The following is a 16692-nucleotide window of genomic DNA, read 5'->3' as shown; positions in this document are numbered from 1 at the left end:
AAGGGGCTTGACGCGGTGGCGGAGCAGTCGATCCCCGGGCTCTCGGGCCCCGCCCTCGTGGGCGCGGGATGGTAGCCCCATCGGGGGGTCAGCCGCTATGCCCTTCCCGGTACTCGAGGGCCCGAACAGACTGGCGACGCCGGCACGCATTCATTCCCCACTCGATCCTGGAAGGGACAGACGATGTCGAACATCGATCCCGCTTCACCTCCGTTCGGAGACGGCGCCGCGAACTTCGGCGCGACCGAGACCCCCATCGACAGCGGGGCGCACGTCGCCTCCACGGACACCTCCTCCGGCTCCTCCTCGGGCGGCACGGCCGACTCCGCGAAGGAGAAGGCGAGCGCCGCCGCGGGCACCGCCAAGGACCAGGCCGGCGCCGTCGCCGGCGACGCCAAGCAGGCCGCGAGCGAAGTGCTCTCGACCGGCAAGGACGAGGCCGCCAACGTGGTCCAGGAGGCCAAGGTCCAGGTCAAGGACCTCTTCGACCAGAGCCGCACCCAGCTCACCGAGCAGGCCCACGCCCAGAAGGAGAACGCCGCCAAGGGCGCCCGCGCCTTCAGCGACGACCTGACCGCGCTGGCCAACGGCGAGGGCGGCAGCGACAACGCCGCGGCGAAGCTCGTCTCCCAGGCGGCCACCCGCGTGCAGGGTGTGGCCTCGTGGCTCGAGAACCGCGACCCGTCCGAGCTCCTCGACGACGTCCGCGCGTTCGCCCGCCGCCGCCCGGGTGCCTTCATCCTCATCGCCGCGGCGACGGGACTCGTCGGCGGGCGCCTCATCCGGGCCCTGACCGCCGAGGCGAAGGACGAGAAGGAGGCGACGAGCACCCGCACCGACGGGCCCGAGTTCGACGCCCCCGCCTCGACCACCGCGTACTCCGACGCCTCCGCGTACGACGCGCCCGTCGCGTCCGCCTACGGCACCGTCGGCTCGAGCTCCCTCGAGCGCGACTACGCGCCGACCGAGCCCGTCGCCGACCCGCTCGACGGCGGCTTCCCGAACGGCGGCCGGCTGTGACCGACCCGACGGGCGTCCACCGCTCGACGGAGACGCCCGACCAGCGGGCCGGGTCGACGTCTCTGGGCGATCTGCTCGGCGAGGTCTCGCGCGACCTCTCCACGCTGATCCGCCAGGAGATGGCCCTCGCCAAGGCCGAGCTCAAGGAGTCCGCCGGCAAGGCGGGCAAGGGAGCGGGCCTCCTCGGCGGGGCGGGCTACGCCGCGCTGATGGCCGTGCTCTTCCTCTCGATCGCCCTCTGGTGGGGCCTGGGCACTCTGATCGGCAACGGCTGGTCCGGAGTGGTCGTGGCCGTCATCTGGGCGATCGTGGCCGCGATCCTCTACGCGGTGGGCCGCAAGAGCCTGAAGCAGGTCGACGGCGCTCCCGAGACGGTCGACTCCCTCAAGAAGATTCCCGACACCCTCAAGCCGAACGGGGCAGGACGATGACGTACGACGCAGGACAGAACAAGACACCCGAGGAGATCCGGGCGGACATCGAGCGCACGCGCCTCGAGCTGGGCGGGGACGTCGACGCGCTGGCCGAGAAGGTCAGCCCGTCCGCCATCGCGCAGCGTCAGACCGACAAGGTCAAGTCGGCCGTGGGCTCCGTCCGCGACCGCGTGATGGGCTCGGCGCACGACGCCTCCGACTCGCTCTCGAGCGGTGCGGGCTCGGCGAAGGCCAAGGCCGAGGGCAACCCGTTCGCCGTGGGGCTCATCGCCCTCGGCGCCGGACTCCTCGTCGCCTCGCTCATCCCCGCCTCCAGCAAGGAGAAGGAGGCGGCGAGCCGCGTCAAGGAGCAGGCCCAGCTGGTCGTCGACAAGGTGACCGACGCGGCCAAGGAGGCGGCGAGCGAGCTCCGCGAGCCCGCGCAGCAGGCCTTCGCCTCCGTCAAGGAGACCGCGACCGACGCCGCGCAGAACGTCAAGGAGGCGGGCACCTCCGCCACCGACGACGTGAAGGACTCGGCCCGCGAGGCCAAGCACGCCGTCCAGGAGGACGTGCAGCACTGATCCGTCGGCGCTGACAGGGCGGTGGGCCTCCGGGCCCGCCGCCCTTCGTCGTGCCGCCGGGAATACACCGCCGCCCGCGCTCCTTGCCCTCCGTATGCGATCGATCGTCTACTCCCGCACCGGTGACTCCTCCGTCCTCTCCCTCGTCGACCGGGAGGAGCGGGCGCCGGGCGCCGGCGAGGTCCGCGTCCGCGTCCTGGCGTCGGGCGTGAATCCGACCGACTGGAAGGCGCGCGCCGACGGCGACCTCGCGTTCGACGAGGTCGTCCCGGACCAGGACGGCGCCGGTGTCGTCGAGGCGGTCGGCGAGGGCGTCGAGGGCCTGGCCGTCGGTGACCGGGTCTGGATGTACCTCTCCGCGCACCGCCGCCCCACCGGCACCGCGCAGGAGTCGGCGGTGCTCGCCGCCGAGCACGTCGTGCGCCTGCCCGAGGGCGTCGGCATCGACGTCGCCGCGAGCCTCGGCGTCCCCGCGATGACCGCCCACCGCGCCCTCACCGTGCACGAGCACGGCCCCTCCCGTCTCGCGCCCGGCGCCCTCGCCGGCCGCACCGTCCTGGTCCAGGGCGGCGCCGGAGCCGTCGGGCACGCCGCGATCCAGCTCGCGGTCTGGGCCGGGGCGACCGTCATCGCGACGGTGAGCAGCGACTCCAAGGAGCGGCTCGCCCGTGCGGCCGGCGCGCAGCACGTGCTGCAGTACCCGGACGACGCGCTCGCCGATCGGATCCGCGGGCTCGCCCCCGAGGGCGTCCAGCACGTGGTCGAGGTCGCACCGGCTCAGAACGCCGCGCTCGACGTCGAGGTGCTCGCCAACCACGGCAGCATCGGGTACTACGCGAACAACAACGGCGACGAGTTCACCGTGCCGATCGTCGCGAGCTTCGCGAAGAACGCCCGGTGGCAGGGCCTGCTGCTCTACACGGTGGGCGAGGAGGCGCTGCAGGCCGCGGCCGAGGACATCACCGCGGCGCTCGCCGACGGCGCGCTCCCGGTGGGCGAGGAGGCGGGCCTCCCGCTGACCTGGTTCCCGCTCGAGGAGACCGCGGCCGCCCACGACGCGGTCGAGCAGGGCGCGACGGGAAAGGTGCTCATCCGCGTCGCCGACTGACCGCGAGGGCTCGCCTCTGATCGGCTCCCGGCCGGATCAGCCCCGGAGCGGGGGCGAGCCCGGGACGGTCGAGCGGTCGGCCAGGCCGACCACGAGCTCGGCGAGCGCCTCCTCCGCCGTGCGGGTCGGCGCCCAGCCGAGCTCGGCGCGGGCGCGCTCGGTCGACATCACCGGGACGTTGCCCGCGATGTCGAGCCAGCCCGCGTCGGTGCGCTGCAGGCGCAGGTGCCAGGTCGCGGTGACGACGGAGCGGAGCAGCCCGAACGGCACCGTGACCAGGCGGGCGCCGAAGGCGTGCGCCAGCCGCTCCGGAGTGAGGACCGGCTCGGCCGCGATGTTGAAGGCCCCGCCGGCGCGCCGGTCGAGCGCGCGCCAGAAGGCGTCGGCCACGTCGTCGGCGTGCACGCCCTGGAAGACGATGCTCCGCGGCAGCGGCAGGACCGGGATCCGGACCGCCTTCAGCCACCGCGTCGGGTAGTGGGGACCGGCGAAGAGCCCGGCGATCTCGGTCGCCGCTCCGCGCTGGAAGACGAGCCCCGGGCGCAGGCGTGTGACGACGATCTCGGGGTGCCGCTCCTCGAAGGCGTCGAGCTGCCGCTCGTTCGCGGCCTTGTGGCGGCTGTAGGTCGAGGTGTGCAGGCCGCCCGTGGGCCAGTCCTCGGTCACCCGGATCGACTTCGGCGCGGCGCTGTAGGCGCCCACGGACGAGGCGACGGCGACCTGGCCGACTCCCGCGGCGGCGACCGCCTCGAGCACGGCCGCAGTGCCTCCGACGTCGACCAGCCGCTGGAACGGCTCGTCGTGGCTGGGCTGCAGCGCCCAGGCGAGGTGGACGACGGCGTCGACGCCGGCGAAGGCCTCGCGGAGCCGCCGCGGGGCGACGCTCGACGCGAGGTCGATCTCGACCCAGCGCACGTCGCGGTACTCCTCCGAGCGGAGCCGAGGGGCCCGGCGGGCGATGCCCACGATCTCTTCCACCCCGGCCTCGCCGTGCAGGCGCCGCAGCAGCGCCGTCCCCAGGTTGCCGGTCGCCCCGACGATCGCGATCCGCATGGCGTCATCCCTCCGGGAGCGGCGCACGCCGGCCCCCTCCTCCGAGGCTAGGCAGGGGCGCCGCCGCGGAGGAGCCGCTTGACAGCGGGGACGACGAGACGCTCGGCGGGGACCGCCGGCCGCCGGCGGGGTGAACGCTCCTCCCCAGGGCGGACGCGGCCTAGACCACGGCGGGAGCGGGCGCATCCCCCCGCGCGGCCGGCCGACGATCCCTAGCCTGGGACGATGCTGCCGATACCGCCCCGCCGCGTCCTCCCCGTGCGACACGAGGTCGAGGGCGTCACGCTGCGGACGGTCGACACCGGTCAGGCCGGGGCGGGCGCGGTGTTCGTCCTGATCCACGGGATCGGGATGTCGCACCACACCTTCTCGCCGCTCGCCGCCCGCCTGAAGCGGCACGGCCGGGTGATCGGCGTCGACCTCGCCGGCTTCGGCGCGAACGCGCGCCCGCGGCGGAGGGTCGGCCTCGAGGACCACGCGCGACAGGTCGAGCAGGTCCTCCGCGGACTGGGCGTCTCGCGCGCGGTCGTCGTCGGGCACTCGATGGGGTCGCAGGTGGCGGTCGAGCTGGGGCTGCGCGCGCCCGGCCTGGTCGACGGCGCGGTGCTCATCGGGCCGGTGGTGGATCCGCAGCGGCCCGGAGCGGTCCGCCAGGGGCTCGCGCTGCTGCGGGACTGCCTCGGCGAGCCGGTGGGCGTCGACGCGATCCTGCTGGCCGACTACCTGCGCGGCGGCCTGCGCTGGTACCTGCGCCAGCTGCCCGAGATGCTGAGGCATCCGGTGCAGGAGCGCGTCGCCCGGCTGGAGGTGCCGGTCCTCGTCGCCCGCGGCCGCGACGATCCGATCGCCACCCGTGACTGGTGCGAGCGGCTCACGGCCCACGCGCGCGAGGGGCGGCTCGTCGAGTTCGCCGGCTCGCGCCACGTCGTCCCCCGCACCGAGCCCGGAGCGCTCGCCCGCGAGATCCTCTGCTTCGCCGCTGCGCTCGGCGAGAGGCCCGCCGCCCCGCTCCCCCTCCGGTCGGAGCCGGCCGCATGAGCCGGCTCCGACGCCTGGTCCGCGACGCCGTCTGGTGGATCCGCGACTACGCCTACGCCGTCGCCTGGCAGGTGCGCGGCGTCCTCTCGCGCCGTGCCCCGGACGACTACCTCGACGGCGACCGGCGGCCCGTCGTGGTCCTGCCGGGGATCTGGGAGACCTGGTCCTTCCTCCGCCCGATCATCGATCCGCTGCACGAGCGCGGGCACCCTCTCCACGTGCTGACGAGCCTCGGCCGCAACGGCCGCCCGGTCGCCCGGACGGCCGAGGACGTGGCCGCCTACCTCGCCGAGCACGGGCTCCGCGACGTGGTGATCGTCGCCCACAGCAAGGGCGGACTGATCGGCAAGTACGTGATGACCGAGCTCGACCCGGACGGCCGGGTCGACCGGATGGTCGCCGTGGCGACCCCGTTCGGCGGCTCCCGCTACGCGCCCTACCTGGTCCTCCGGAGCCTGCGCGCCTTCTCGCCGCGCGACGCCACGACCCTGCTGCTGTCGAGCCGCTCCGGAGCGAACGCGCGGATCACGTCCGTGTTCGGCCTCTTCGATCCGCACATCCCCGAGGGCAGCATGCTCGAGGGCGCGGTCAACGTCCGGATCGAGACCGGCGGGCACTTCCGCATCCTGAGCGACCCCGAGACGCTCACCGCGGTCGTCACGGCGGTCTCTGCGGAGGAGCGCGCCGACGGAGAGGCGCCCTGACGGCGGCGGAACCCCTGACGACGGCGGAACCCCTGACGACTCCGTAGCAACCCGCGTCGCCGCGGCGGAACCCCCTGGCGCCTCCGGCCCGCGAGGCGGAGCGTGGAGTCATGCCCGCCTCCTCCACCGGCCCGACCGAGCTCCTCCTCGTCCGCCACGGCGAGAGCCTCGCCAACATCGCGGCGAGCGCCGCCGAGGCCTCGGGGGCGCACGAGATCGCCGTCGACCGCCGCGACCCCGACGTCGAGCTCTCCCCCGCCGGCGAGGAGCAGGCGCGCGCGCTCGGCCGCTGGCTGGCCGAGGAGGCGCGGCCCGCCTCCGCCTGGACGTCGCCCTACCGCCGCGCCTCCGCGACCGCGCGCCTCGCCCTCGGCGAGGCCGGCATCGACCTGCGGCTGCGCCCCGACGAGCGCCTGCGCGACCGCGACCTCGGCGTCACCGACCGCCTCACCTCCGCCGGCGTGCGGGCCCGGATGCCCGAGGAGGCGGCGCGGCGCGAGTGGCTCGGCAAGTTCTACTACCGGCCGCCGGGAGGCGAGGCCTGGACGGACCTCGCGCTCCGCGTCCGCGCCTTCGTCGACCACCTCGCCGTCGCCGCGCCTCCCGGGCCGGCGATCCTCTTCTGCCACGACGCGGTCGTCCTCGTCGTCCGCTACGTCCTCGAGGGCCTCTCCGAGCACGAGCTGCTCGACATCGGCGCTTCGACGCCCGTCGCCAACGGCTCCGTCACCCGTCTCGTCCGCGACGGCGACGCGTGGCGCCTCGAGCTCTTCAACCGCACGTCCCACCTCGAGCGCTCCGGCGCACCCGTCACCCGGCACGACGACCGCGCAGCCGGAGAAGGAGACCCTCATGAGTGACCTCGTCTCCCGCGCCCTGCTCGAGCAGCGCTGGCCCCTCCCGGAGCCCGGAGGCTCGAAGCACTCCCGCGGCGACGTGGTCGTCGTCGGCGGCGCCCGCAAGACGCCCGGCGCCGCGATCCTCGCGGGGATCGCCGCGCTGCGGACCGGCGCGGGTCGCATCACGCTCTGCGTCGCCGAGTCGGTCGCGTCGGCCACCGCGGTCGCGCTGCCCGAGTGCGGAGTGGTCCCGCTCGCGGAGACGCGGACCGGCTCCGTCTCGGGCCGCGGGCTCGACGACCTCGCCGGCGAGCTCTCCTCCGCCGACGTCGCCCTGATCGGACCCGGCCTGGACGACCCGCGCGCGACCGCCGCGACCCTCCGTGCCCTCGCTCCGCTCCTCGACGACGTGCCGGCTGTGCACCTCGACGCCTTCCCGCTCGGGGTCCTGCCCGGGCAGCGCGGTATCGCGCGGAGGCTCGCGGGCCGGCTCCTGCTGACCCCGAACTCGGAGGAGGCGTCCCGCCTCCTCGGCGAGGAGGTCGACGACGTCGAGCGGGCCGCCCTCGCTGTCGCCGAGCGCTACGGCGCGGTGGTGAGCCTGTTCAACACGATCGCCTCGCCCGACGGCGACGCGGTGCGGATCGAGGGCGAGCACCCCGGGCTGGCCACCGCGGGCAGCGGCGACGTGCTCGCCGGAGCGACGGCGGGCCTGCGCGGGCGCGGCGTCGCTCCGATGGGCGCGGCCGCGTGGGGCGCGTTCCTGCACACGGAGGCTGACACGCGCCTCTCCGCACGGATCGGCCCGGCCGGGTACCTCGCGAGCGAGATCCCGGGGGAGTTCCCGCGCGTGCTGGCGGGCTGAGCGGGGCGGGTGCGCTGAGGACGGCAGTCGTTCCGAGGCGGGCCGGCGGTGCGAGCGCCCCGGACCGAGCCGGCGGCGTGAGAGGCGGCGGTCACCGTGACCGCGGCGTCGACCTCAGTGCGCGACGTCGGCGACCGAGAACGCCACGCCCGGCGTGATCAGGATCGAGGTCTCGCGGGGCTCGCCCTCGCCCTGGTTCACCGTGATCCAGCGCGACGCGGAGCCGTCCAGGGCGCGGTCGATGCTCTCGCGCACCTCCGCGGCCGACGTCTCGCTCAGGCTGAACGGCGCTCCGCCGTAGATGATCTCGACGCGCTTCACAGCATGCTCTCCTCGCTCTGACGGGCGGTCCCGTGGGGCTCCTCGCTGATCCGCAGCCCGTGCGCCGTGTGCGAGTCGGCGAGCAGCTGGCGGATCCAGTCCGGGTTGATGTTCGGGGCACGGCCGCCGTGGTACTTGAAGCGCAGCGGGATGGCGGGGTGCAGCCAGATCGAGGTGCGTCCGTCGCCGACCGCCTGCGAGTCCTTCCACGAGAAGTAGAAGGACTCGTTGCGCGCGAGCTTCGAGCCGATCACGATCTGCAGGTGCGCCAGCAGACGGTCGTCGAAGTCGGCCTCGAGGGTCGAGTCGTAGATCAGTCGCCCCATCAGGCGGTTCTCCGTTCGGGAAGTCGCCCGTCCGCGAAGGGTCGGGCGGAGTCGTGAGTGTCGATCCTACCGGCGCCCCGGATGCTCACCAGGAGTCGTCCTCGCCGTGGAAGTGCGGGATCTCGGTGTCGACGGCGGAGAGGGGCCCGGCGCCGCCGTCCTCCTCGGCCACGGGGTGTGAGACGCCCAGGCGGGCCGTCTCGCGGGTGAAGCGCTCGACGAGCTCCTCGTCGAGCAGCTCCTCGGCTCCGTCGTCCTCGGACTCCGAGAACAGCTGGCTCGCCGGTCCGATCAGCAGCGCCGCCCGTCCGGGCCGGCCGGACTCCTGGCGGATCGGGATGTCGACCGTGATCGACCCCTTGGTGAGCGCCAGCGCCTCCGCGTAGGCCAGCAGCGACCGCGCGATGGCGGTACCCGTCAGCACGGAGCTGCCGGCGTAGTGGATGCGTTCCATGCCTCCTTCCTACTCCTCGGGCGGCCGCCCGGTCAGCGGTTGCGCGGTCGAGGGAGGGAGCGCTAGCGCCGCGTCGATCCGGCGGTCGAGCGCGTCGCGGACGGCCGGCCACTCGGCCGCGAGGATCGAGTGGACGGCCGTGTCGCGCCACGAGCCGTCGGCCCGCCGCTGGTCGTGGCGGAGCACCCCCTCGAACACGGCGCCGAGGCGGAGGATCGCGGCCCGCGAGCGCGCGTTCACCGCATCCGCCTGGAGCTTCACCCGCTCGTAGCCGCTGTCGAAGGCGAGCCCGAGCACCAGCCGCTTCGCCTCCGGGTTCACGACGGTGCCCCACGTCTCGGGCGCGTAGGCCGTCCAGCCGAGGTGGGCCGCCTCGCGCGTCTCGTCGAAGTCGGCCAGCGAGGTCGTGCCGACGACGCGCCCCTCCTGCAGCACAGCGAACGGCAGGCCCGTGCCCCAGGGGTAGTAGCGGTCGACGAAGGCGCGGAACTCCTCCGGGGTGCCGGGGAGGCCGGCGGGTCCTCCTCCGTAGCCGCCGGCGAACACTTCCGGACGCCCGATCGCCCGCCCGAGCGGCTCGACGTGCTCGGCGGCGAGCGGCTCGAGGACGATCGAGCGGCCGACGAGCGTGACGGGACCGGGGCGGCGGGGACTGCTCATGCGATCAGTGTGGGGCACCGTGCCAGCATGGCTCCATGAGCACCGCCGCGCTGTTCGAGTCCGCCGCCGCCGCCCTCATCGGCCTGCTCGCGCAGGTGCGGGAGGACCAGTGGGAGCAGCCGGGGCTCGGTGTCTGGGACGTCCGCGGCCTCGCGGGCCATGCGTCGCGAGCGGTGCTGACGGTCGAGGCGTACCTCCTCGCTCCGGAGCCGCCCGAGCCGACCATCGAGGACGCGCTCGACTACTACGCCGCGCTGGCCGGGAACGTCGCCGACCCCGCGGCGGTGGCGCGACGCGGGGTCGAGGCGGGGCTGCTGCTCGGCGACAGGCCGGCTCAGGCGCTGGCGGAGGCGGCGGGCCGCGCGGTCGAGCTGGTCGCCGCCCAGCGTCCCGGCCGCCTCGTCGCCGTGGGCGGCCACGCGATCGAGCTGGACGAGTACCTCCGGACCCGGCTGCTCGAGCTGGTCGTGCACACGCTCGACCTCTCGCGGGCCACCGGGATCCCGCACGTGCTGCCCGCCGAGGCCGTCGAGGCGTGCATCGCGCTGACCGGTGGGCTGGCCGCTCGAGCCGGACGCGGCGAGGAGCTCCTGCTCGCGCTGAGCGGGCGGGAGCCCCTCGCCGCGGGGTTCTCGGTGGTGTGAGGGCGCCGATCCTCAGGCCGCGGGTTCGGCGTGGTGCCGGCTCTCAGGCCACGGCGAGAGCGGCGACCGGTGACACCTTCGTGGCGCGGCGGGCGGGCAGCACGGCCGAGACGACCGTGATCACGACACCGACCACGAGCACCGCCACCAGGATCGGCACCGGGACGGTCGGCGGGATCAGTCCGATGCCCGGCAGCGAGCCGAACACCGAGATCGCGCCGCACCAGCCGTAGACGATCCCGAGCACGATGCCGAGCACCGCGGCAGCGATGATCATCTGCGCCGCCTCGAGCACCACCATCGACCGCACCTGCGAGCCGGTGAAGCCGAGCGCGCGGAGCAGGCCCAGCTCGCGCCGGCGCTGCAGCACGCTGAGCGACAGCGTGTTGACCATGCCGACGGCGGCCAGCACGACCGAGAAGCCGAGCAGGACGCTCATCACCGCGGTGCTCACCTGGATGAACTGCTCGAACGCCGCGATCACCTCGGGATTCGTCTCACCCGAGCGCTCCATGATCGTGCCGAAGGTGGCGGCGGCGACCGCGAACATCGTGACCAGCGACACTCCGATGACCAGTCCGATCACAGCCCGAGCGCTGCGTGCCGGATTGCGGACGGCGTTGGCGGACGCCAGGCGGGCGACGGGGCCCCGGCCGAAGGCGCGGCCCACGAGGGCCGTGAGCGGAGGGAGCAGGACGGGCGCCCCGAGGATCACGCCGGTGAAGGACGCCATGCCTCCGACGAGCCCGAGGAGGACGCCGCCGGGGTTGGCGAGTCCGAGGACGACACCGGCGGCGAGCAGCAGCGCGCCGACCACGACGAAGACGATCGCCGTGACGTTGCGGGCGGTGCGGCCGCGCAGCTCCTCGTAGCGGGGCTCGGCGGAGGATCCGGCGGCCTGCGACGGCGCGACCGCGAGCACGCGGCGCGATCCGGACCACGAGGCGATGACCGTCGAGGCGACCACGGCGATCAGCGGCAGCACGAGGCCGGGCGAGACGAGCGGGTAGTCGAAGCGGGGCAGTGTGCCGCTCCGGATGGCGAGCTCCGCGGCGAGCGCCACGAGAGCGACGCCGGCGACCAGGCCGATCGCCGCTCCGAGGAGCCCCTGCAGGAGGCCCGTGCGGACGATCCCGCTGCGCAGCGACCGGCCGGAGGCGCCGAGCAGGCGGAGCAGGGCGATCTCGCGGGTGCGCCCGGCGATGACGGTCGAGACCGCATTGGCCGTGACGATCCCGCCCACGAACACCGCGATGCCGAAGAAGACGGCGCCGACCATCCCGAGCATGAGGGCGACCTGGCCGATGCCGTCGATCCCCGCTGCCGCGAAGGCCGCGACCATGTCGGCGATGACCTGCACCAGCACGGCGCCGAACGCCGCGGCGAGTGCGGCGACGGTGACGATGGCGCCCCCGCCCTGGCTCGAGCCCGTGCGCACGCCGCTCACGCCGCGCCCTCCATCGTGAGCATCGCGCGCGAGATCTCCTCGGCGCTCATCCCGCGGCGGTCGTCGACGACGGCCCCGTCGCGGAGGAAGACGATGCGGTCGGCGTAGGCCGCCGCGATCGGGTCGTGGGTGACCATGGCGATCGACTGGCCGTACTCGCGGGTGGAGGCCCGGAGCAGGCTGAGGACCTCGCGGCCGGTGCGCGAGTCCAGGTTGCCGGTGGGCTCGTCGGCGAAGATCAGCTGCGGCCGGGTGGCGAGGGCGCGGGCGATCGCCACACGCTGCTGCTGCCCGCCCGAGAGCTCGTGGGGCCGGTGCGTGAGGCGCTCGCGGAGCCCGAGGGACTCGATCAGCCGGGCGATCCACTGCTCCTCGTCGCCGGTCACGGAGCGGCCGTCGAGCTCGAACGGGAGGCGGATGTTGCCGCGCACGTCGAGCGTGGGGACGAGGTTGAAGGCCTGGAAGACGAAGCCGACGCTGCGGCGGCGGAGCACGGTCAGCTCGGCGTCGCTCATCGAGGTGATCTCGGCGTCCCCGAGGAACACGCGGCCGGAGGAGGCGGTGTCGAGGCCGGCGAGGACGTGCATGAGCGTCGACTTGCCGGATCCGCTGGGGCCCATCACCGCGGTGAACTCGCCCCGCTCGATCGAGAGCGTGACGTCGTCGAGGGCGACGACGGGCGGCGTGCTGCCGTAGAGCTTGCGCACGCCCTCGACGCGCGCCACGACGGAGGAGGTCTGGTTCTGCATGTCCTCGACGCTACGGAGGCACCCGTGTCGCCGGCGTCGTCCGCAGTGGCTCGCGGCATCATCCCTCCGGCGGACCCGCGATGGTCCTGCGGGGTCAGCGGGGCCGGAGTCCCGCCCGGCGGAGGGCGAGGGCCGCCAGCGCGGCGGTGACGGCGGGGTCGCCGGTCCGCCAGCCCGCGGCGGCGTCCGGGTGCGCGGCGAGGATGTCGCGGGGGGACGCCTGGGTGAGCGCGCGCAGGGCCAGCAGCTCGGTGCCGCCGCCGGTCGAGCCGAGGGCGCGCAGCTCGGCGGTCCGGCGGGCGAAGCGGAGCCGGGGCCGGAGCCAGAGCACGGCCAGGAGCAGGAGCGGGAGGCCCCCGACGGCGAGCCCGGCGACCACGGCCAGGGCGCTCGCGAGCTGCTGCTGGTCGCGTCCGGCGGCGGCCAGCACGGAGCCGGCCCCGCTCGCCTCGTCGAACGGCGCGCGCACGGCGTCGCCGAGCAGGGGGATGCCGCCGAGGGTGGTCCCGGCGTCGCTCATGGTCGAGCCGAAGCCGCTGCCGGCGCTCTCGAGCCGCCGGCCGATCTCGGCCAGGCCGGCGATCAGCGAGCCGACCGCGATCCCCGCGGCGATCGCCACGACGGCCACGCCGAGAGCGAGGGCGTCGGCCAGGATCTGCCGCGCGCGGACGGCCGGGAGGTCGGCGTAGATCTGCATGCGCCGATTATCCGGCGCGCTCGGCGGCGGTCGTGTCCACACCGGAGGAAGGATTCGTCGAGAGGGCCCGGGATCCGCGTCACTCCGCGAGGTCCCCGACGTTCTTCCTCCGTTGTGACCACGTCGGCCGCCTCCGAGAGGTCTGCCCGACCCGGCTCCTCGCCGCTTCTAGTCGAGCAGGTCGTGCAGCACGACGACCTGCTCGCGCTCCGGCCCGACGCCGATCGCCGAGAACCGGGCGCCGCTCATCGCCTCGAGCGCGCGCACGTAGTCCTGCGCGGTCTGCGGCAGGTCCGAGAACTCGCGGCAGCCGGAGATGTCCTCCTGCCAGCCGGGGAACTCCTCGTAGATCGGCTTCGCGTGGTGGAAGTCGCTCTGCGAGACCGGGACCTCGTCGTGGCGCACGCCGTCGACGTCGTAGGCGACGCAGACGGGGATGGTCTCGAGGCCCGAGAGCACGTCGAGCTTGGTGAGGACGAAGTCGGTGACCCCGTTGATCCGCGCCGAGTAGCGGGCGATCGGGGCGTCGTACCAGCCGCAGCGGCGCGGGCGGCCTGTCGTGGTGCCGAATTCGAAGCCCTGCCGGCGGAGGTACTCGCCCCACTCGTCGAAGAGCTCGGTCGGGAACGGGCCGGCGCCGACGCGGGTCGTGTACGCCTTGATGACCGCGATGACGCGGTCGATGCGGTTCGGTGCGACTCCGGAGCCGGTGGCCGCTCCTCCCGAGGTCGCGTTGGAGGAGGTGACGAACGGGTAGGTGCCGTGGTCGACGTCGAGCATCGTGGCCTGGCCGGCCTCGAACAGCACCGTTTTGCCCGCGTCGAGCGCCTGCGAGAGGACGAGCGACGTGTCGGCGACCATCGGGCGGAGGCGCTCGGTGTACTGCAGCAGGTCCTCCAGCACCTGCTCGACCAGGATCGCGCGGCGGTTGTAGACCTTCACCAGCAGGTGGTTCTTCTGGTCGAGGGCGCCCTCGACCTTCTGGCGGAGGATGTTCTCGTCGAAGAGGTCCTGGATGCGGATGCCGACGCGGTTGATCTTGTCGGCGTACGCCGGGCCGATGCCGCGGCCGGTGGTGCCGATCTGGCGCTTGCCGAGGAAGCGCTCCGTCACCTTGTCGAGGGTGCGGTGGTAGCTGGTGATGACGTGCGCGTTGGCGCTGACGAGCAGCTTCGACACGTCGACGCCGCGCGCGCTCAGCGCCTCGAGCTCGTGGAACAGCACCTCGATGTCGACGACGACGCCGTTCGCGATGACCGGGACGACGCCCGGGGTGAGGATGCCGGAGGGGAGCAGGTGCAGGGCGTACTTCTCGTCGCCCACCACGACGGTGTGCCCGGCGTTGTTGCCGCCGTTGAACTTCACGACGTAGTCGACGCGGCTGCCGAGGAGGTCGGTGGCGCGTCCCTTGCCCTCGTCGCCCCACTGGGCGCCGGTGATGACGATTGCTGGCATGGCGTGTCCTTCTCGACGGGAGGGGCGGGGGTGGGCCGGTGCGGCGCGGCAGTCGTGCCGCCTCCGCGCGACCAGCCGCTCGATTCTAGCGGAGGGGCCGGAGGACGGCTCCAGCGCTCGGGGTCGGCCCCGCGGACTCGACCGGCTCCGGGCCGGCACCGCGGACGCATCGCCGAGCAATGCTCTCGATCCCGTCATGCGCAGTTCACACGCGGCGCATAGATTCGAGGACGTTCACACTCCACTCATCACGCGAACAGGACCACGATGCGCAGACTCCGCGCCGCAAGCCTCCTCGCCGTCGTCGCACTCGGAGCCGCCACCGCCGCTCCGATCGCCTCGGCCGCCCCTCTCGACGACGGCGTCGAGCTCACCCTGGTGTCGACGACCGACACGCACGGGCACGTCTACGACTGGGACTACTTCGCGAACGCGCCGTACCCGGCCGACGGTGCGCTCGGCCTCACCCGCGTCGCGACCGAGGTCGACCGCCTCCGCGCCGAGAAGGGCGAGGAGTCCGTGCTCGTCATGGACAACGGCGACGCGATCCAGGGCACGCCGCTCACCTACTACTACGGCCTCGGCGACGGCGCCGCGGGCGTCCTCTCCGGCGAGACGACGCACCCGATGGCCACCGCGTTCAACACCATCGGCTACGACGCGCAGGTCGTCGGCAACCACGAGTACAACTACGGGCTCGACATGCTCAGCGCGTACGAGGGCGACCTGAACGCCCCGCTGCTGGGCGCGAACGTCGTCGACGTCGCCACCGGCAAGCCGTACCACGACCCCTACACGCTGATCGAGCGCGAGATCGACGGGAAGACGGTCACCGTCGGCGTCCTCGGCCTCGTCACCCCCGGCGTCCGCGTCTGGGACAAGCAGTACGTCGACGGCGTCCTCGAGTTCCAGGACATGGTCGCCGCCGCGAAGCAGTGGGTCCCGATCTTGCAGGAGCAGGCGGACGTGGTCGTCGTCCTCGCGCACACCGGCCAGGGCACGGTGCCGGACGCCGAGTACGACCCGGCCGACCTCAACGAGGACGTCGTCAACAACATCGCGACGCAGGTCCCCGGCATCGACGTGGTCGTCGCCGGCCACAGCCACAAGGACCTGCCGCAGACGCTGTTCACCAACGTCGCCGGCGAGCAGGTGCTGGTCACCCAGCCCGAGTTCTGGGCGCAGGGCCTCACCGAGGTCACCCTGAACCTGGTGCCGGACGCCGCGGGCGGCCTCGAGGTCGACTGGTCGGCCGGGAACGCACCCGTCACGCAGCCCGTCTACGCGAAGGACATCGCCGAGGAGTCGCCCGCACTGGTCGACGCCCTCGCCGAGCAGCGCGCCGCCACGATCGAGTACGTGAACACCCCCGTCGCCGACTCGGTCGAGGAGCTCTCGGCCGCGACCTCGCGCTACGAGGACACCCCGATCATCGACTTCATCAACACCGTCCAGGCCGAGACCGTCGAGTCGGCGCTCGAGGGCACCGAGTGGGCCGACCTGCCGGTGATCTCGCAGGCGTCGCCGTTCTCGCGCACCGCCGTCTTCCCGAAGGGGCAGGTCAGCATCCGCGACATCGCGGGCCTGTACATCTACGAGAACACCCTCCGCGGAGTGGAGCTGACCGGAGCCGAGGTGCGCGACTACCTCGAGTTCTCGGCCCGCTACTTCGTGCAGACCGCCGAGGGCGCCGTGTTCGACCCCGAGACCGGCACCAACGCGACGACCGAGGACCGCCCCGACGGCATCCCGGACTACAACTACGACGCGATCTCGGGCCTGGACTACGTGATCGACGTCTCCCAGCCCGCCGGCTCGCGGATCCGCGGTCTCGCCCACGCCGACGGCACCCCGGTCGCCGACGACGATCGCTTCGTGATGGCGGTCAACAACTACCGCCAGAGCGGCGGAGGCGCCTACCCGGCCGTCGCGCAGGCACCGCTCGTCTACGACGAGCGTCTCGAGATCCGCCAGCTCCTCATCGACTGGTCGACCGCCCGCGGCGTGATCGACCAGGCCGACTTCTACGACCCCAACTGGTCGCTGACGACGGAGCCCGCCGCCGAGGTCCCGGTCACCCCGGCGCCGACCGAGCCCGGCACCCCGACGGAGCAGCCCACCACAGCTCCGTCGCCGCACCCCACCACCACGGCGGCCCCCGTCGCGGGAGGCTCCGGCCCGGGCTCGCTCGCGAACACCGGCGCCGACGCGGCCGGCCTGATCGGCGGAGCCCTCGTGCTGCTGCTGTCGGGTCTCGCGCTGGTCGTCGCGCGACGCCGCCTCGCGGCCTAGCCGAGCAGGGCACGGGCGGCGGT

19 protein-coding genes are annotated in these 16692 nt (G+C 73.8%); 10 read left to right on the top strand and 9 right to left on the bottom strand.

Going from position 1 to position 16692, the window contains the following annotated elements; genetic code table 11:
• Window positions 1–183: 183 nt before the first annotated feature.
• The 4 genes from C5C35_RS17185 (at window position 184) to C5C35_RS04310 (ending at window position 3125) form a co-directional block, all read left to right on the top strand.
• Window positions 184–1020 carry a hypothetical protein gene (locus tag C5C35_RS17185; protein WP_104262630.1) on the top strand — a complete coding sequence of 279 codons (837 nt, stop codon included), beginning with the start codon at window positions 184–186 and terminating at the stop codon, window positions 1018–1020.
• The gene (locus C5C35_RS17180; RefSeq protein WP_104222767.1) at window positions 1017–1451 is read left to right on the top strand and encodes a phage holin family protein; all 435 of its coding nucleotides are present in this window, start codon (window positions 1017–1019) and stop codon (window positions 1449–1451) included. Before C5C35_RS17185 ends, C5C35_RS17180 begins: the two co-directional genes overlap by 4 nt.
• Window positions 1448–2017 carry a DUF3618 domain-containing protein gene (locus C5C35_RS04315; RefSeq protein WP_104262629.1) on the top strand — a complete coding sequence of 190 codons (570 nt, stop codon included), beginning with the start codon at window positions 1448–1450 and terminating at the stop codon, window positions 2015–2017. Before C5C35_RS17180 ends, C5C35_RS04315 begins: the two co-directional genes overlap by 4 nt.
• Window positions 2018–2111: 94 nt before the next feature.
• Window positions 2112–3125: an NADPH:quinone reductase gene (locus C5C35_RS04310; RefSeq protein WP_104262628.1), complete on the top strand. Its 1014-nt coding sequence runs from the start codon at window positions 2112–2114 to the stop codon at window positions 3123–3125.
• 36 nt (window positions 3126–3161) lie between these two features.
• Here the strand turns inward: C5C35_RS04310 and C5C35_RS04305 are convergent, their stop codons facing one another.
• Window positions 3162–4178, bottom strand: coding sequence for an NAD-dependent epimerase/dehydratase family protein (locus C5C35_RS04305; protein ID WP_104262627.1), 1017 nt, complete (start codon window positions 4176–4178; stop codon window positions 3162–3164).
• Window positions 4179–4403: 225 nt separating this feature from the next.
• Here C5C35_RS04305 and C5C35_RS04300 point away from each other — a divergent pair, with 225 nt between their 5' ends.
• The 4 genes from C5C35_RS04300 (at window position 4404) to C5C35_RS04285 (ending at window position 7624) form a co-directional block, all read left to right on the top strand.
• Window positions 4404–5216 carry an alpha/beta fold hydrolase gene (locus C5C35_RS04300; RefSeq protein ID WP_104262626.1) on the top strand — a complete coding sequence of 271 codons (813 nt, stop codon included), beginning with the start codon at window positions 4404–4406 and terminating at the stop codon, window positions 5214–5216.
• Window positions 5213–5920 (top strand): triacylglycerol lipase, encoded by a 708-nt coding sequence (locus C5C35_RS04295; RefSeq protein ID WP_104239324.1) that lies wholly within the window; start codon window positions 5213–5215, stop codon window positions 5918–5920. The genes C5C35_RS04300 and C5C35_RS04295 overlap by 4 nt, the downstream gene beginning before the upstream one ends.
• A 110-nt stretch (window positions 5921–6030) precedes the next feature.
• Window positions 6031–6780: a histidine phosphatase family protein gene (locus tag C5C35_RS04290; RefSeq protein WP_104262625.1), complete on the top strand. Its 750-nt coding sequence runs from the start codon at window positions 6031–6033 to the stop codon at window positions 6778–6780.
• Complete coding sequence (locus C5C35_RS04285) at window positions 6773–7624, top strand: ADP/ATP-dependent (S)-NAD(P)H-hydrate dehydratase (RefSeq protein ID WP_104262624.1); 852 nt, start codon at window positions 6773–6775, stop codon at window positions 7622–7624. The genes C5C35_RS04290 and C5C35_RS04285 overlap by 8 nt, the downstream gene beginning before the upstream one ends.
• 114 nt (window positions 7625–7738) lie before the next feature.
• On the opposite strand, the gene C5C35_RS04280 is transcribed toward C5C35_RS04285, so the two are convergent.
• The 4 genes from C5C35_RS04280 to C5C35_RS04265 form a co-directional block, all read right to left on the bottom strand.
• The gene (locus C5C35_RS04280) at window positions 7739–7945 is read right to left on the bottom strand and encodes a hypothetical protein (RefSeq protein WP_104222775.1); all 207 of its coding nucleotides are present in this window, start codon (window positions 7943–7945) and stop codon (window positions 7739–7741) included.
• Window positions 7942–8271: an ATP-dependent DNA ligase gene (locus tag C5C35_RS04275; RefSeq protein ID WP_104222776.1), complete on the bottom strand. Its 330-nt coding sequence runs from the start codon at window positions 8269–8271 to the stop codon at window positions 7942–7944. Before C5C35_RS04275 ends, C5C35_RS04280 begins: the two co-directional genes overlap by 4 nt.
• Window positions 8272–8356: 85 nt before the next feature.
• Window positions 8357–8725, bottom strand: a complete 369-nt coding sequence (locus C5C35_RS04270) for a hypothetical protein (protein ID WP_104222777.1) — start codon at window positions 8723–8725, stop codon at window positions 8357–8359.
• Between the two features lie 9 nt (window positions 8726–8734).
• Window positions 8735–9385, bottom strand: a complete 651-nt coding sequence (locus C5C35_RS04265; protein ID WP_104258044.1) for a GNAT family N-acetyltransferase — start codon at window positions 9383–9385, stop codon at window positions 8735–8737.
• Window positions 9386–9420: 35 nt separating this feature from the next.
• On the opposite strand from C5C35_RS04265, the gene C5C35_RS04260 reads away from it, so the two are divergent.
• Window positions 9421–10029: a maleylpyruvate isomerase N-terminal domain-containing protein gene (locus tag C5C35_RS04260; protein WP_104261168.1), complete on the top strand. Its 609-nt coding sequence runs from the start codon at window positions 9421–9423 to the stop codon at window positions 10027–10029.
• Between the two features lie 43 nt (window positions 10030–10072).
• Here C5C35_RS04260 and C5C35_RS04255 read toward each other — a convergent pair whose 3' ends face one another.
• From C5C35_RS04255 to C5C35_RS04240, 4 genes are all read right to left on the bottom strand, one after another.
• Window positions 10073–11476, bottom strand: coding sequence for an FtsX-like permease family protein (locus tag C5C35_RS04255; protein WP_258063296.1), 1404 nt, complete (start codon window positions 11474–11476; stop codon window positions 10073–10075).
• Window positions 11473–12225 carry an ABC transporter ATP-binding protein gene (locus tag C5C35_RS04250; protein WP_104222781.1) on the bottom strand — a complete coding sequence of 251 codons (753 nt, stop codon included), beginning with the start codon at window positions 12223–12225 and terminating at the stop codon, window positions 11473–11475. The genes C5C35_RS04255 and C5C35_RS04250 overlap by 4 nt, the downstream gene beginning before the upstream one ends.
• Window positions 12226–12319: 94 nt before the next feature.
• Complete coding sequence (locus C5C35_RS04245) at window positions 12320–12922, bottom strand: hypothetical protein (RefSeq protein ID WP_104234281.1); 603 nt, start codon at window positions 12920–12922, stop codon at window positions 12320–12322.
• A 168-nt stretch (window positions 12923–13090) separates the two neighbouring features.
• The gene (locus C5C35_RS04240; protein WP_104250676.1) at window positions 13091–14377 is read right to left on the bottom strand and encodes an adenylosuccinate synthase; all 1287 of its coding nucleotides are present in this window, start codon (window positions 14375–14377) and stop codon (window positions 13091–13093) included.
• A 267-nt stretch (window positions 14378–14644) separates the two neighbouring features.
• On the opposite strand from C5C35_RS04240, the gene C5C35_RS04235 reads away from it, so the two are divergent.
• A complete protein-coding gene (locus C5C35_RS04235; protein WP_104262623.1) occupies window positions 14645–16669 on the top strand; it encodes a bifunctional UDP-sugar hydrolase/5'-nucleotidase in 2025 nt (674 codons plus the stop codon).
• Window positions 16670–16692: the final 23 nt, after the last annotated feature.

This window comes from Rathayibacter sp. AY1F8, from assembly GCF_002932165.1.
Taxonomy (GTDB): domain Bacteria; phylum Actinomycetota; class Actinomycetes; order Actinomycetales; family Microbacteriaceae; genus Rathayibacter.
This window is presented reverse-complemented; position numbering and strand designations above follow the sequence as displayed.

Bases quoted from the DNA above. Each gene is read 5' to 3' on its own strand.
- C5C35_RS04295 (WP_104239324.1), top strand. From the start codon at position 5,213: ATGAGCCGGCTCCGACGCCTGGTCCGCGACGCCGTCTGGTGGATCCGC.
- C5C35_RS04290 (WP_104262625.1), top strand. From the start codon at position 6,031: ATGCCCGCCTCCTCCACCGGCCCGACCGAGCTCCTCCTCGTCCGCCAC.
- C5C35_RS04235 (WP_104262623.1), top strand. From the start codon at position 14,645: ATGCGCAGACTCCGCGCCGCAAGCCTCCTCGCCGTCGTCGCACTCGGA.
- C5C35_RS04305 (WP_104262627.1), bottom strand. From the start codon at position 4,178: ATGCGGATCGCGATCGTCGGGGCGACCGGCAACCTGGGGACGGCGCTG.
- C5C35_RS04300 (WP_104262626.1), top strand. From the start codon at position 4,404: ATGCTGCCGATACCGCCCCGCCGCGTCCTCCCCGTGCGACACGAGGTC.
- C5C35_RS04250 (WP_104222781.1), bottom strand. From the start codon at position 12,225: ATGCAGAACCAGACCTCCTCCGTCGTGGCGCGCGTCGAGGGCGTGCGC.
- C5C35_RS04240 (WP_104250676.1), bottom strand. From the start codon at position 14,377: ATGCCAGCAATCGTCATCACCGGCGCCCAGTGGGGCGACGAGGGCAAG.
- C5C35_RS04315 (WP_104262629.1), top strand. From the start codon at position 1,448: ATGACGTACGACGCAGGACAGAACAAGACACCCGAGGAGATCCGGGCG.
- C5C35_RS04285 (WP_104262624.1), top strand. From the start codon at position 6,773: ATGAGTGACCTCGTCTCCCGCGCCCTGCTCGAGCAGCGCTGGCCCCTC.
- C5C35_RS04270 (WP_104222777.1), bottom strand. From the start codon at position 8,725: ATGGAACGCATCCACTACGCCGGCAGCTCCGTGCTGACGGGTACCGCC.
- C5C35_RS04310 (WP_104262628.1), top strand. From the start codon at position 2,112: ATGCGATCGATCGTCTACTCCCGCACCGGTGACTCCTCCGTCCTCTCC.
- C5C35_RS04265 (WP_104258044.1), bottom strand. From the start codon at position 9,385: ATGAGCAGTCCCCGCCGCCCCGGTCCCGTCACGCTCGTCGGCCGCTCG.
- C5C35_RS04245 (WP_104234281.1), bottom strand. From the start codon at position 12,922: ATGCAGATCTACGCCGACCTCCCGGCCGTCCGCGCGCGGCAGATCCTG.
- C5C35_RS04260 (WP_104261168.1), top strand. From the start codon at position 9,421: ATGAGCACCGCCGCGCTGTTCGAGTCCGCCGCCGCCGCCCTCATCGGC.
- C5C35_RS17185 (WP_104262630.1), top strand. From the start codon at position 184: ATGTCGAACATCGATCCCGCTTCACCTCCGTTCGGAGACGGCGCCGCG.
- C5C35_RS04275 (WP_104222776.1), bottom strand. From the start codon at position 8,271: ATGGGGCGACTGATCTACGACTCGACCCTCGAGGCCGACTTCGACGAC.